Genomic DNA, 13,119 nt, shown 5'->3' on the forward strand with positions numbered 1-13,119 from the left:
TTAAATCAATTAACTTAAAACTAAATTTCAAATTACTGAAGCACACTGAAGTAGAGTCAGACACATGACATAGTCCTGTTGACCTAGTCAGTCTTCTTATTATTTTCATCAGTATACCAAAGATTTGCGCTTTCTAATCGCTATTTTATTCAGCCCGTTTAATCTGACATATACCCAAACGAAAAAACCCCGTATTCATATAAATACGGGGTGGTTGCAAATTGGGGGCAACAGGGAGTCCAAGTAGTAAAGTTGTGCCTTTATGAGTTACTCAAGTAGCTCTTTTTGTGGCGCGTCAATTAAAGGATAGTTAGCAAGTTCTGGAACTTCGGCTCTTAACTTCTGCTCCAACTCAACTAAGTATTGAAAACGTTCACACATTTTATCTGCTCTATCCTCTAAGCTTTGAGCTTGAGATTCCATTTGCAGCTCGATATCTTGACCAACATTTTCCATTTTTGCTGCGAACGCTTCCATACTCTGTTCAAATGATTCACCATCACCAGCAAGCATCTGACTGCCTAAGTTTACCATCATAGAGCCGATAGAATTTTTAACCAGCTGCTCTAGCTCTTGTTCAAACTCTTCACCAAAGGTATCTTCCAATGATGAATGAGTCGCACCAAGATAGAACTTATCTCCATTTTGATAAGCCACTTTCTCAATCCTCTCCTCGAGTCCATCCATCATCTCATCAAGCTTAGCGCCAGCAGCATCGCCCAGTAACGGCGTTAATGCCATACTCGCAGCTGAAGAGGCAATACCCACAGCATCATGAACTAAAGTAATCACCTCAGGCACTTGAGTGGAGACTTCATCAGAGTATTGAGTCAGCAGTTTTTTCTGCGAGCGATTAAGTGATACAGGCTTACCTTCAACAAACAGTTGATCCATCTCTATTCGATAGACTTCAGCCGATCCCTCTGTCACAGTCAGCTTTTTAGGTTCAACGGCAACATCATAGTTAAGTGTCACTTCACACTCACTGTTATGATCTGAATAGGAGTTAGACTTATGATCTTCGTGGGCCTGAACTGAGGTCATGGTAGTCGCAAATATAGCTGCGGTGATCCCTAGTGAAGTTGCAAGTTTTCTCATTGAATTTATCCTTAAATTATCTGTTATTTATTCTCTTGATACGCTTTTTGTTTAAAAGCAGATCTCATAAAATCTTGTATAAGAGATATAAAGCACAAGCCGTGCCAATAATAAAAACGATATATAAACAACGACTTATTATATTTCTGGAGTAATTTAAGAGAACAAATTAGTGAATAAGACCAGTAGTTGGCAAATTCACTAACTTCTTATGCAAGTAGGTAAACGTTAGAAAATTGAACGTCCTAATCGTTGACAAAACTCTTCCAATGCAGCGGTTCCCGCCAATGAGTTACCATTAAGATCAAGCTCAGGTGACCAAACACACACAGACATATCACCGGGGATCACAGCAATAATGCCACCGCCAACACCACTCTTGCCTGGCATACCTACACGGTAAGCAAACTCACCAGCCCCATCATAAAGACCGGAGGTTGCCAATAGCGCATTCATCTGCCGAGTCTGCACAGGTGAGATCAGTTGCCGACCACTCAAACTCTTACCTCTATTAGCGAGGTACAGCATGGCTTTTGAAAGATCCGCACAGTTCATTCGCATTGCGCAATAGTGAAAGTAACTATGAAGAACGGTATCCACATCGTTGTTGAAGTTACCAAATGATTTCATCAGATAAGCGATGGCTGCATTTCGAGCACTGTGCTCATACTCAGAAGCCGCAACAACTTTGTCATAGAGAATGCTGGGGTTACCACTTAACTCCCGCACAATTTCAAGCATTCTATGCTTAGGAGCACCTAGCCTTGACTGAATAAGATCCGCGATGATTAATGCACCGGCATTGATAAAGGGATTTCTTGGAACTCCCCTCTCTAACTCTACCTGGACTAACGAGTTAAATGACTGACCAGAGGGTTCTTTCCCAACCCTTGACCAGATCTCATGCTCCTCATAAAGAGTGAGAGCTAAGGTAAGGCTAAATACTTTTGAGATACTCTGAATCGAGAAAGGTTCAAGGTAATCCCCCGCCCCTATAGTTGTGCCATCTATTGTAGTGACAGCGATCCCGAGCTTTTTAGGATTAACATTTGCCAGTGCTGGGATGTAATCTGCAACCTTCCCCTGACCTAAAAGTGGCCGAACTTTATCGACCACCTGTTCCAGTAATGCCTGCTCAGGCATTAACCCCACCAGATATCGTATAGCTCACTGACAACAAGATCAGACACCTCTTTGCCTTTCCAGAAGTCGCTAACCGCTGCGCGATCTTCCTCTGTGCACTTACCGAGCTCTTGAGTCGCAATAATACCTTCCCACTCTTTATGGCCACCGCCATGGAAACCTAATTTGCGTGGTTCGATAACCTCATCAATAAATTGATCAACTAAATTATCAATCTGCTCTTCAGAGACTGAATCATTAAAGGTCCAGTTGATATCGAAACCAAACTCTTGAAATTCATCAACGCGTAATTTCTTACGTAAACGACGGCTACGTGTTGCCATGGTCATTCCCACCTTAAATTAAAATACTTTTTACTAAGAAAAATCAGAGTGATTTAATCTATACGCTCAAACATAATATCCCACACACCATGACCTAATCTGTGACCGCGGGCCTCAAATTTAGTTAGTGGACGGTGATCGGGTCTCTCAACAACATCACCGGTTGTCGATTGATTTTTATAACCGGGAGCTGCATTCATCACTTCCAACATATGCTCGCTATAATTTTCCCAATCGGTTGCCAGATGGAACACACCACCAAGCTTTAAAGAGTTACGTATAGTCTGGGCAAACTCAGGCTGAACAATACGGCGCTTATGATGACGCTTCTTGTGCCAAGGGTCAGGGAAGAACAGCTGTACGCGAGCAAGTGAACTAGGAACAATACTGTTCTCTAACACTTCGATGGCATCGTGGTGAAATACACGCAAATTAGTCACACCAGCTTCAGCTGCGACGCTTAAACAAGCTCCAACACCTGGTTTATGCACTTCTATGCCGATAAAGTTAAGCTCTGGTGATGCTTTAGCCATCTCAACAAGCGATGCGCCCATGCCAAAACCTATCTCTAATACAGTGTCGGCTTCGCGACCAAAAATTTCTGCCAGATCCAGTGGCTCAGGGGAGTAATCAAGACCCATTAACGGCCATTGCTCCTCCATCGCTGTAGCTTGGCCTTTAGTTAAGCGACCCTCTCTTAATACAAAGCTTCTCACTTTGCGAAGATACTTACCTTCTTCATTAAACTCGGCCGTTGTTACATCGCTCATTGTTGCCCTCGATCTTGGCATGATAAAATAGAAAAGTAGGGCATTATCCAAAGTTCAACAAACAGTGCAAGCCCTATCCCCCAAATACCTTGGGAATTAGTCGATGAAGTATACCAATTTTCTCCAGCAGTGCGAATCTCCTGCTTTTGAAGAGCAAACATCACTTGTCTCTAGAGACTAGGATAGATAGACTGCGCTTACAAAAAACTCCTCTAATATATATGCCCCTTAATATGCCAGTGACTGAACCGCTCAAAGCAAGCCCTGACACTTTCTCATCACGGATCATCGCTTGGTATGACAAATTCGGTAGAAAGCACCTTCCTTGGCAATTAGAGAAGACACCTTATAAAGTCTGGGTTTCCGAGATCATGCTGCAGCAGACTCAGGTAAGTACTGTTATCCCCTACTACCTAAAGTTTATGGAGAGGTTTCCAAGTATTGCCGAACTTGCAGATGCGCCTCAAGATGAGGTCTTACACTACTGGACTGGTCTAGGTTATTACGCTCGCGCCAGAAACCTACATAAGTCGGCTCAGCTTATAAGAGATGAGTTCCAAGGGGAGTTTCCAGCCAATTTTGATAATGTACTCGCCCTTCCTGGTATAGGCCGCTCAACTGCCGGAGCAGTACTGTCACTCTCTTTAGGTCAACATCATGCAATACTCGACGGTAATGTAAAGCGCGTACTCGCCCGTCATGATGCCATTCAAGGTTGGCCAGGGCAAAAAGCCGTTGAAAATCAGCTATGGGCGTTAACAGACAGTTTAACTCCCAAACAAGATGTACAGAAATACAATCAAGCCATGATGGATATGGGAGCAACTATCTGTACTCGCTCAAGACCTAGCTGCGATAAGTGTCCTGTAGCCATCGACTGTGAAGCTCAACTGATAGGTCGCCAAACCGAGTTTCCTGGCAAGAAACCTAAAAAAGTCACCCCAGAAAAAAGTGCATGGATGCTAGTCATAGCTAAAGGAGAAGAGGTAATACTCGAAAAACGCCCACCTGCGGGTATTTGGGGAGGCTTATGGTGCTTCCCTCAATTCTCAAGCCGTGAAGAGCTTGATGAATACATACAGATAAAAGGTATTAAAGTTTCACAAGAGGAGTTATTACCAGGATTTAGGCATACATTCAGCCATTTTCATTTGGATATTACGCCTGTAGTTGTCAATCTTGATAGCCAGATCGATAACCAGATCATGGAAGATAAGCCATCAGTCTGGTATAACTTACTCAATCCACCTAAAGTTGGTCTGGCTGCCGCAACAGAGCGCATCTTGGCAGGTTTAGGTTCAGTATTAAATAAGGAGTAATCATGGCTCGCACTGTAAATTGCGTCTATCTGAAAAAAGAGGCTGAAGGTTTAGGTTTCCAGCTCTATCCTGGCCCACTTGGTAAGCGTATATTTGATAACGTCAGCAAAGAGGCTTGGGGCCTATGGCAAGCTAAGCAAACCATGCTTATTAATGAAAAAAAACTCAACATGATGAATGTTGAAGATAGAAGCTTTTTAGAGACTCAAATGGTGAACTTTCTATTTGAAGGTAAAGACGTTGAAATTGAGGGTTACGTACCTCAAAAGGATGATGATTAATCTACACCTTCTCAGTCAAAAAGCGCCTTAATAGGCGCTTTTTGACTTTATAGAGGTTCATATATGTTGCTACTGCTTAATCCCTTCAACAACAAGATCTAGCTTTACATGGGACGATGCAGGACCAAGGTCCATCTTTATATCGTAATCTTTGAGGGCAAACTCAGTAGTCCCAGTAAAACCAACACGATAACCGCCCCATGGATCTTGCCCCTCTCCAACCGTAGTGGCTGAAATAGCAAGCGGTTTAGTGACCCCATTTAACGTAAAATTACCGTTTAGAATAAAATCTCCATTACCTTTATCTTCAACTGAAGTAGAGATGAATGTCGCTTGTGGAAATTTTGCCGTATTTAAAAAGTCAGGGCTGCGAAGATGCTTATCACGCTCTGCATGGTTAGAGTCGATACTCGTAGTATTAATCACCATATTAACTTTAGCATCGGCCACTTTATTAGCATCAAAACTAAAATCCCCTTTAAAGTCATTAAATCGACCTGCAACATAGCTATACCCTAGGTGGCTAACTCTAAATTGTATCGATGCATGGGCGCCATCTGTATCAACAATATAATCTGCAGCTTGAGCAGCATTACCAAGAAACAGGGAAGCCGTTAATGCCGTCACCAGTAAACTTTTTTTCATTGTATCTATCCTTCAAGTAAGTAAAATTTCAAATTATTAATAAAAATGCAGACATTAATCTTGCTCTTGTTAACTCTTTATCACCTTAATCATTCGCAGTAAGGTTGAATCTTTATCTATCACATGGTGCTTTATAGCTCCCAAAGCGTGTATTAATGTTAACCCCATCAAACTATAAGCCGCATACTGATGAATTAGACCTGCAACATCTGCTTGCTCATCAATAAATGAGCCAAAGCCAGGAACCTCAAACCAATCAAACACCCAGATCCCACGTGCATCCGCTGTCGATATTAAATAACCACTAAGCATAATAACCATAAGCAAAAGATAGATTGCTAGATGGGCTATATGACCAGCTTTTTGCTCCCACTTTTTATGATTAGGATCGGCTTTAGGTTTGGGGTTAACTACTTTCCAAGCCAGCCTCACTAAGGTTAAAAGCAGCAACAGGAGTCCAAAACTCTTATGTAAATGGGGAGCTGTTTTATACCAGGTGCTGTAATAGGTCAGATCGACCATCCAATAACCTAAAACAAATAGTGAGATAACAGCGAGGGCTGAAACCCAATGAAATAGAATAGAAGCTAGCCCGTAGGAGGCTTCAGTATTACGAAACATAACGAATATCCTGACACAGAGAGCATGATGCTAAGAGTGAATTTACTTTATGCCTATAATACGTTCTATTTTTAAAACTAAAACCTCGAAAAATTGACCTTTAATACCTATTTTTTAGAAAGGTAATGCAAAATAACGAAAAAAGAGCAGTAAAAACGCCAAAAGAAGCAGAAGTTTTAAGCAGAAGTATGACTTTTCAACCAGCTTGAACACTAACTAACCGAACAGTAGTTGAATTACAAAAAAGCAGTTGCAGGAGAAATAACATCGCTATATTATACGCGCACTCCAAACGGCACAGGCCATTAACGGCTAGGTTAATACCTGGTTTAGAGTAGATGACTAATACTTAGTTTAGTTGCCCGAATAGCTCAGTCGGTAGAGCAGAGGATTGAAAATCCTCGTGTCCCTGGTTCGATTCCGGGTTCGGGCACCAATATTTAGCTGGCATAGCTCACTTGTTTGAGTTGTGACTGGCAATCAAATAGATTGCTACCGAGTTCTCCATTTGAAAAAATAAGCCGGCATAGCTCAGTTGGTAGAGCAACTGACTTGTAATCAGTAGGTCCCGAGTTCGACTCTTGGTGCCGGCACCATATACGATTAGGCCACTCTTTGAGTGGCTTTTTTGCATCTAGAATTTACATGTAGTTAAGACAATCAGTAGGTCACTATATCAAGAACTTCAACTCTTGGTGCCGGCACCATCTTCTTCTTTGTGGAAAGTAATAGCCCTGACAATATCAGGGCTTTTTTATGTCTAAAATTTGTATAAAACTAAGGCAATCAGTAGGTCGCTATAACAGGAGCTTCGACTTTTGATATCGGCACCACCTTCTTCTTAATGAAGATCATCAAGCCACTTTAATTAGTGGCTTTTTTTATCTGAGATTTATATGTAACTAAGACAATCAGTAGGTCACTATATCAAGAACTTCGACTCTTAGTGCTAAATAAAATGGTTAGTATATTAAAGCTCCCTCCCCACTCTATTATTTCGGCTGTTAAAGCATCATAAAATGTTCACGTTTAATACAAAATAGGACTTTTAGTACAGTTTTTGACAAGTTGAACATCTTTGTTTAAAAACTACTTGCACGCCTTAGGGCATCGCTATATTATACGCGCACTCCAAACGGCACAGGTCATTAACTGTAAGGTTAGAATCTGGTTTAGAGTAGATGACTAACACTTAGTTTAGTTGCCCGAATAGCTCAGTCGGTAGAGCAGAGGATTGAAAATCCTCGTGTCCCTGGTTCGATTCCGGGTTCGGGCACCAATATTCATTTAATTGATTAGAAAGCTAATCGGTTAAAAAGATAAGCAGGCATAACTCAATTGTTTGAGTTGTGACTGGTAATCAAATAGATTGCTCCCGAGTTCTCCATTTGAAAAGATAAGCCGGCATAGCTCAGTTGGTAGAGCAACTGACTTGTAATCAGTAGGTCCCGAGTTCGACTCTTGGTGCCGGCACCATATAAGATAGCCCTGACAATGTCGGGGCTTTTTTATTTCTGTTCTAAGCTGGCATAGCACAATTGGTAGAGCAACTGACTTAATTTTTCTAAGAGAAGCAGTAGATCTCCCCCATACGAGCTTCGACTCTTGGTGCCGGCACGAGTTTCTCACCTCTTAATAAAGAGTTCTAGAGTGATTTAGCCACTCTTAAAGCAACCCAAAATAGTTCAGTTCACAAAGCAACTAACTGACTCTATTCTAAACTCTGTCTACGCTAAACTACCCAGTTTAAAAACGTAATTTCCAAGATGGGCTACAAATCCTTACTAAGAGCTGTGCATCTCTTAGTAATACATGAGACATAAAAAAAGGAGCCTTAAGGCTCCTTCTTACTTTAGCGCAATAAAATTACTTCCAGCTTTTCATCTTATAGCCTTTAACGGCATAGAACAGGATAAATAGGTAACAAGGCAGCATCACCATATACCCGCCCTGCTGGCCAAGAGATGAGACTGAGCTGGTTAATCCCCAAAATAGCGGACCAAACGCACCACCAGCAATCCCCATAACCAAAAGTGCTGAACCAGTGCTGGTTAATTTACCCATACCTGACAATGCAAGCGGCCACACTGCAGGCCACACGATTGCGTTAGCTAAACCTAAGAAAGCAATCATTAGCAAGGTATCAGGCAGCTGAGCACCACCAAAGGGAACTAATAAGGTATTAGCGATTGCGTAGGACTCATTGTCACCAAAGACAATGCCTATAGTGAGGATGACACCTAAAATAGCTGAGATCATTAGCGCTTTCGGTTGAGAGATAAAACGCGGAATAGTCAAAATACCTAAGGTGTAGCCCAGTACCATACAGATCATGGTATATGAGGTCATCACACCATAACTTTCGATGCCTAATGAAAGCGCAAATGTACCTATGGTATCACCTGCGATCACCTCTACAGCTACATAGAAGAATAACGCTACAACACCAAAAGCAAGGTTCGGGTGAGAGAGTGCCTCTTTAATCTGTCCCTTGTTATTTGTTTGCTCGCCTTCATCTTCATCAGTTAGCTCAGGCAGAGGTGACTTCTTAACCACCAATGCCAATAAACCGATAAATAACGCCATGCCTAAATAGGGAAGTACCAGCCCATTAGCCATCTCATCTATCTGAGCAGATGTTAACTCAGTGCCAACCCTATCTTTAAAACTATTGAGAATAAGCGCACTGAATACTAAAGGAGCAATAACGCCAGCTCCTTTATTCAGAATCCCCATGACACTAACACGTGCAGCGGCAGACTCCTCAGGACCAATTCGAACAACATAAGGATTAACCGCAGTTTGCAGTAATGTCTGCCCCGCCCCCATCACAAGCTGAGCAAAAAGAAACAGAGCGAATATCTGTGTCTTAGCCGCTGGAATAAATAACAAGCCAGCAAGCATCATGACCCCCATGCCTAGCGCCATGCCGTTCTTATAACCTACTTTTCTAATCAACCATGCAGATGGAAGTGCAGTAAACGTCACTGCTATGTAGAAGGAGAAGAGGATAAGAGAGGCTTGAAGTGGGGTGAGCTGGAGGATCTGTTTCAGGTATGGCATCAACGAGCCATTGAGCCAGGTCGCGAATCCCAATACGAAAAATAGCACAGCCACTATTGTCATAGGGATAATACTGCTGCGCTTATTGTCACTATTTAATGTCATTTCCATAAGCCTACTTCTTATAATATTTTTAAGTTCTGATACCTAATCTAAGGAGATATCACTTTTATAGGTTCTGTAGTCAAAAAGGCCTTCAAAATACACTATTTTGTGCAAAGCAAACAGACCTTGTTTCATTGATGTTAAAACAATAAAGCAAAAAAGACAACGCTGTCATTTTGTATTTGAAACTAATTTAAGCTAAATGACCGTTATCAATAACGAAAGCTGCCATCTCATTTAATTTAAACTTTTACGAACACTCCCCGCTTATACATCCAAAAAAGAAGAAGCCACTGTACAAGTAGCAAGCAGATCGCAGCCATCAAAGCTTGTGCTGAAGATGGGAAAGCATTCACCACACCTCCAAAGAGGCTTTGGGCTGTGTACTTCCAATCGATCAAACTGGATGCGAGATAGATGATAATAGCATTGCAGCCAATCACCACAAATGGGAATGCAGCTTTCTGCCACTTTAAAACATCTACAACAGCATAAAACACTGCAAGTAAAATCATGCTCCAACCTGTTGTCACTAAAACAAAAGAGCTGGTCCATAGATCTTTATTAACAGGAATAACAAGGTTTAACAGCCAACCACAACCAAGCACTAACGCTCCTGTGATCAACATAATCAAAACCTTATACCACTCCCCTTTTGCATGTTCTTTGACAATAAAGTGGCCAACAAATACGCCAGCCATTGCATTAGCTATCGCAGGAAATGTAGATAGTATCCCTTCAGGGTCTAGAGCTCGATTCTGATAAGTGATGCCAGGGAGAAGATGAGTATCAACATAAGCATTAATTGACCCTTCAGGGCTAAAAACACCCGCCCCATATCCGGGGACAGGGATAAGCAGTTGCGCCAAACCGTAAAACACTAAAATTCCAAGCGTCACTAAAACCTGAGTTCGGAAGCTAGTATGCCAAACCAACATGGCAGCAAAGAACCAGGCAAATGCAATTCTTCCTAAAACACTGGCATAACGTACCTCATCGATTGCAACGGGTGCACCAGTTCCCCAGCCATGATTATAAAGAACACCAAAGAACAGCAGTAGTAATAGACGTTTCACAGAGTGCTTATACAAAGGCATTCTTTGTGCCATTGGCAACTTATCTAATCGTTTAGGGGATAGGCCCAGAGCAACGCCGGAAAGAAAGATAAAAAGCGGGAAGATAAGATCGTAGAAGGTAAAGCCATGCCATTGACAGTGGTGCATCTGTGCGTCTGCCCATTGCCATCCATGCCACCCAGTCCAGAGAAGTAAGCCAGCAAAAAGTGCCTCACCACCCAATATCCAAAACATATCGAAGCCTCTAAGAGCGTCGAGTGACATCAATCTTCTTTTTGGGGTCTTAGCTTCAGTCGCTTCCATAACCTCTTACCTATTTTATTATTATTTTAGTTTTGTATTTTCTATAGCATAAAGCCCCAACAGCAAGACCATTGAGGCTTAAGTATCTATATTATATATTATTAGTACTAAAAAACACGCGAGCCTGCTATATAGGTTTGCTCTGCAAAAATATCATTATTAAGCAAAACAAAATCGGCTCTACTACCAAGAGTTAAGGCTCCTTGTTGCTTCTCAAGCCCCAAGAACTCAGCAGGATAGAGAGAGGCCATTCTCACCGCTTCATCTAAGCTCAAACCTAGCATATTCACAGTATTTCTAACTGCACCAGCCATATCTAAGACGCAACCTGCGAGCTCACCAGTTACCGCATTTAACCTGTCACCTTGGCGGATAACTTGTGTACCAAAAAGCTCAAAACTGGCCTCATCATCAAGACCAACTGGTGGCATAGCATCTGTCACCAGCATCACCTTACCTTTAGGTTTTGCATAGATAGCCACCCGAGCAGCAGCGCTATGAACATGATGACCGTCGACAATCAAACCACACCAGGCATCGCGGCTCTCAATTGCGGCGCCAACCACTCCAGGCTCACGAGAACCAAAAGGGGACATGGCATTAAATAGATGAGTAAAACCTGTAGCCCCAGCTTCCAGTGCTGCAACAACGGTTTCATAATCGGCGTTTGAGTGACCCAAACACACTTTTACATCAGCAGCCACTAACGCTTTTATCACCTCTACAGAAACATTTTCTGGTGCCAACGTCACTAGCTTAGTACCTAAGTCGTTTCGGCAAAAAACCTCCAACTCGGCATCAGAGATACGACGAATATGGGATTGAGGATGTACCCCTTTTTTTGGAACAGATAGGTGCGGTCCCTCAAAGTGTACCCCTAAAACCCCTGCACTCCCTTTATCTATAGACGCAGCAACGGAATCGGCCGCGCGACGCATGACATCAATATCATCGGTTATCAAGGTAGGTAAGAAGCCCGTAGTACCAAACTTTGCGTGCGCAGCGCCAATTGTTTCAATACACTCAACTGAGGTATCTGAGTTTAACAAGGCCCCACCACCGCCATTGACCTGCACATCAATAAAGCCAGGAGCAAGAGTACCGTCGAGCTTAACTTCATTGGCTCCTGCTACAGTATCAAAAGCGAGTATATGGCCATCTTCAACAGTGATTGGATGGTTGTGATGAAAATCTTTACCATCGAAAACTTGTTGTGTAATAAACGTTTGTTTCATCATTTAACTCTCAATTGACTCGATAACTGACATAAACTGTTCTTAGACCAATCGGTGTTACTAGCTAGCCTTACCACCAAACTGCTGGCGAGCAAAATAGGTAGCTCCCAACTCTGGTGGAGCTAAAGTCGGTGACAATTTAGTCACAACATCTTTATCTAGCCAAGGCGCCAATGGCTCAGCTAAACCACCTATCATAGAAAAACGCGGAGGGTTTATCTCAAAGAGTTTACGCGCAAGTTCACTGATATAAGCAGCTCCCTCTTTGACTATCGCCTGCGCCACTTCATCTTGTTGGTTAGCGCACTCAAGCACTATTCGGGCTAACTTAGCGTACACACTGGAACTTTTGCCCGCTAAATTCTCAACAATACCTAACGCATCATTGACTTTAAAATGGTTAAGTAATTTTTCAGTTAATATTGTTCTCTCTGCAAAGCCATCTAAGTGAAGTAAGGATTGCTCAGCAGCCTTTAAACCTAACCAAGCACCACTGCCTTTATCACCTAAAGCAAAACCATGGCCACCGAGACTGATAAATTTGCCATCAACATTAGCGTAACCACATGAGCCAGTACCAGTGATGATAACGGCCCCTTCACCACCTTTATGGGCACCAATGCAAGCAGTATGAAGATCGCTGGTGACATACATATCAGCAAATGGGTGTTCCCAATTGACGATATCTTGGTAGAGCCTAGGAACATTCACCCCAGCTAAACCAAGCCCGGCAACTAAATCCTTGCTATCACCTATAGCCATACCAGCATCTTTCAGTGCAAGTTCAGTAGACAATTGAATTGATTCAAATGTTTGAGATAGACCGTGAAGTGGATTTGCACGCCCAGCTACCCCAGTACCTATTACACCATCTTCCGCAGAGTAAATCGTTGCACGACACTTACTGCCGCCACCATCAATACCTATAAACAACGGATTCTCCTTCGTCTGGTTCACTATCATGACAGACCTCATTCACAGTTCTTTTTCAAAACGCACACTACCAGAATGCCGCTCTGCTCACTGACTAAGTTAATCTCATGTTACAATAAAAATGACAGCGTTGTCATTTACTTTTTATATCAAAAAATTTTAGCGCTAAATATTAGATAAACGAGTATTTAAGAGGCTTAACTG

At 42.3% G+C, this 13,119-nt stretch carries 12 protein-coding genes and 4 tRNA genes; 6 read left to right on the forward strand and 10 right to left on the reverse strand.

The window, feature by feature from the left end:
- Nucleotides 1-267: 267 nt before the first annotated feature.
- The 4 genes from K0625_RS12085 to trmB all read right to left on the reverse strand — a co-directional run bounded on the left by K0625_RS12085 (nucleotide 268) and on the right by trmB (nucleotide 3,334).
- Nucleotides 268-1,098: a YggN family protein gene (locus K0625_RS12085; protein WP_220109928.1), complete on the reverse strand. Its 831-nt coding sequence runs from the start codon at nucleotides 1,096-1,098 to the stop codon at nucleotides 268-270.
- 228 nt (nucleotides 1,099-1,326) lie between these two features.
- Nucleotides 1,327-2,241: a glutaminase B gene (glsB, locus tag K0625_RS12090; protein WP_220109929.1), complete on the reverse strand. Its 915-nt coding sequence runs from the start codon at nucleotides 2,239-2,241 to the stop codon at nucleotides 1,327-1,329.
- Nucleotides 2,241-2,564: a YggL family protein gene (locus tag K0625_RS12095; protein ID WP_220109930.1), complete on the reverse strand. Its 324-nt coding sequence runs from the start codon at nucleotides 2,562-2,564 to the stop codon at nucleotides 2,241-2,243. Before K0625_RS12095 ends, glsB begins: the two co-directional genes overlap by 1 nt.
- A 53-nt stretch (nucleotides 2,565-2,617) precedes the next feature.
- A complete protein-coding gene (gene trmB, locus K0625_RS12100) occupies nucleotides 2,618-3,334 on the reverse strand; it encodes a tRNA (guanosine(46)-N7)-methyltransferase TrmB (RefSeq protein ID WP_012323958.1) in 717 nt (238 codons plus the stop codon).
- A 233-nt stretch (nucleotides 3,335-3,567) separates the two neighbouring features.
- Here trmB and mutY point away from each other — a divergent pair, with 233 nt between their 5' ends.
- Nucleotides 3,568-4,653, forward strand: coding sequence for an A/G-specific adenine glycosylase (gene mutY, locus K0625_RS12105; RefSeq protein WP_232847063.1), 1,086 nt, complete (start codon nucleotides 3,568-3,570; stop codon nucleotides 4,651-4,653).
- Between the two features lie 2 nt (nucleotides 4,654-4,655).
- The gene (locus K0625_RS12110; RefSeq protein ID WP_220109931.1) at nucleotides 4,656-4,934 is read left to right on the forward strand and encodes an oxidative damage protection protein; all 279 of its coding nucleotides are present in this window, start codon (nucleotides 4,656-4,658) and stop codon (nucleotides 4,932-4,934) included.
- Between the two features lie 69 nt (nucleotides 4,935-5,003).
- On the opposite strand, the gene K0625_RS12115 is transcribed toward K0625_RS12110, so the two are convergent.
- Nucleotides 5,004-5,579, reverse strand: coding sequence for a YceI family protein (locus K0625_RS12115; protein ID WP_220109932.1), 576 nt, complete (start codon nucleotides 5,577-5,579; stop codon nucleotides 5,004-5,006).
- Between the two features lie 69 nt (nucleotides 5,580-5,648).
- Nucleotides 5,649-6,200: a cytochrome b gene (locus K0625_RS12120; RefSeq protein WP_220109933.1), complete on the reverse strand. Its 552-nt coding sequence runs from the start codon at nucleotides 6,198-6,200 to the stop codon at nucleotides 5,649-5,651.
- A gap of 360 nt (nucleotides 6,201-6,560) precedes the next feature.
- Between K0625_RS12120 and K0625_RS12125 the strand changes: the two genes are divergently transcribed.
- From K0625_RS12125 to K0625_RS12140, 4 genes are all read left to right on the forward strand, one after another.
- Nucleotides 6,561-6,636: transfer RNA gene (locus K0625_RS12125), tRNA-Phe, on the forward strand.
- An 84-nt stretch (nucleotides 6,637-6,720) separates the two neighbouring features.
- Nucleotides 6,721-6,796 (forward strand) — tRNA-Thr (locus tag K0625_RS12130).
- Between the two features lie 607 nt (nucleotides 6,797-7,403).
- Nucleotides 7,404-7,479, forward strand: a tRNA-Phe gene (locus K0625_RS12135).
- A gap of 121 nt (nucleotides 7,480-7,600) precedes the next feature.
- Nucleotides 7,601-7,676 (forward strand) — tRNA-Thr (locus K0625_RS12140).
- 390 nt (nucleotides 7,677-8,066) lie between these two features.
- Here K0625_RS12140 and nagP read toward each other — a convergent pair.
- The 4 genes from nagP to nagK all read right to left on the reverse strand — a co-directional run bounded on the left by nagP (nucleotide 8,067) and on the right by nagK (nucleotide 12,945).
- Nucleotides 8,067-9,374, reverse strand: coding sequence for an N-acetylglucosamine MFS transporter NagP (nagP, locus tag K0625_RS12145; RefSeq protein ID WP_438944500.1), 1,308 nt, complete (start codon nucleotides 9,372-9,374; stop codon nucleotides 8,067-8,069).
- 236 nt (nucleotides 9,375-9,610) lie between these two features.
- The gene (gene nagX / locus K0625_RS12150) at nucleotides 9,611-10,747 is read right to left on the reverse strand and encodes a transmembrane glucosamine N-acetyltransferase NagX (protein ID WP_220109934.1); all 1,137 of its coding nucleotides are present in this window, start codon (nucleotides 10,745-10,747) and stop codon (nucleotides 9,611-9,613) included.
- Between the two features lie 107 nt (nucleotides 10,748-10,854).
- A complete protein-coding gene (nagA, locus tag K0625_RS12155; protein WP_220109989.1) occupies nucleotides 10,855-11,982 on the reverse strand; it encodes an N-acetylglucosamine-6-phosphate deacetylase in 1,128 nt (375 codons plus the stop codon).
- A gap of 60 nt (nucleotides 11,983-12,042) precedes the next feature.
- On the reverse strand, nucleotides 12,043-12,945 hold the full coding sequence (gene nagK / locus K0625_RS12160; RefSeq protein WP_220109990.1) for an N-acetylglucosamine kinase: 903 nt from the start codon (nucleotides 12,943-12,945) through the stop codon (nucleotides 12,043-12,045).
- Between the last annotated feature and the right edge of the window lie 174 nt (nucleotides 12,946-13,119).

The organism is Shewanella nanhaiensis (assembly GCF_019457885.1).
Taxonomy (GTDB): Bacteria; Pseudomonadota; Gammaproteobacteria; order Enterobacterales; family Shewanellaceae; genus Shewanella; species Shewanella nanhaiensis.

What these genes read in the sequence shown, in the direction of transcription:
- glsB (WP_220109929.1), bottom strand. Translation starts at nt 2,241, where the DNA reads ATGCCTGAGCAGGCATTACTGGAACAGGTGGTCGATAAAGTTCGGCCA.
- mutY (WP_232847063.1), top strand. Translation starts at nt 3,568, where the DNA reads ATGCCAGTGACTGAACCGCTCAAAGCAAGCCCTGACACTTTCTCATCA.
- K0625_RS12110 (WP_220109931.1), top strand. Translation starts at nt 4,656, where the DNA reads ATGGCTCGCACTGTAAATTGCGTCTATCTGAAAAAAGAGGCTGAAGGT.
- nagA (WP_220109989.1), bottom strand. Translation starts at nt 11,982, where the DNA reads ATGAAACAAACGTTTATTACACAACAAGTTTTCGATGGTAAAGATTTT.
- K0625_RS12120 (WP_220109933.1), bottom strand. Translation starts at nt 6,200, where the DNA reads ATGTTTCGTAATACTGAAGCCTCCTACGGGCTAGCTTCTATTCTATTT.
- nagP (WP_438944500.1), bottom strand. Translation starts at nt 9,374, where the DNA reads ATGGAAATGACATTAAATAGTGACAATAAGCGCAGCAGTATTATCCCT.
- K0625_RS12085 (WP_220109928.1), bottom strand. Translation starts at nt 1,098, where the DNA reads ATGAGAAAACTTGCAACTTCACTAGGGATCACCGCAGCTATATTTGCG.
- nagK (WP_220109990.1), bottom strand. Translation starts at nt 12,945, where the DNA reads ATGATAGTGAACCAGACGAAGGAGAATCCGTTGTTTATAGGTATTGAT.
- K0625_RS12115 (WP_220109932.1), bottom strand. Translation starts at nt 5,579, where the DNA reads ATGAAAAAAAGTTTACTGGTGACGGCATTAACGGCTTCCCTGTTTCTT.
- nagX (WP_220109934.1), bottom strand. Translation starts at nt 10,747, where the DNA reads ATGGAAGCGACTGAAGCTAAGACCCCAAAAAGAAGATTGATGTCACTC.
- trmB (WP_012323958.1), bottom strand. Translation starts at nt 3,334, where the DNA reads ATGAGCGATGTAACAACGGCCGAGTTTAATGAAGAAGGTAAGTATCTT.
- K0625_RS12095 (WP_220109930.1), bottom strand. Translation starts at nt 2,564, where the DNA reads ATGGCAACACGTAGCCGTCGTTTACGTAAGAAATTACGCGTTGATGAA.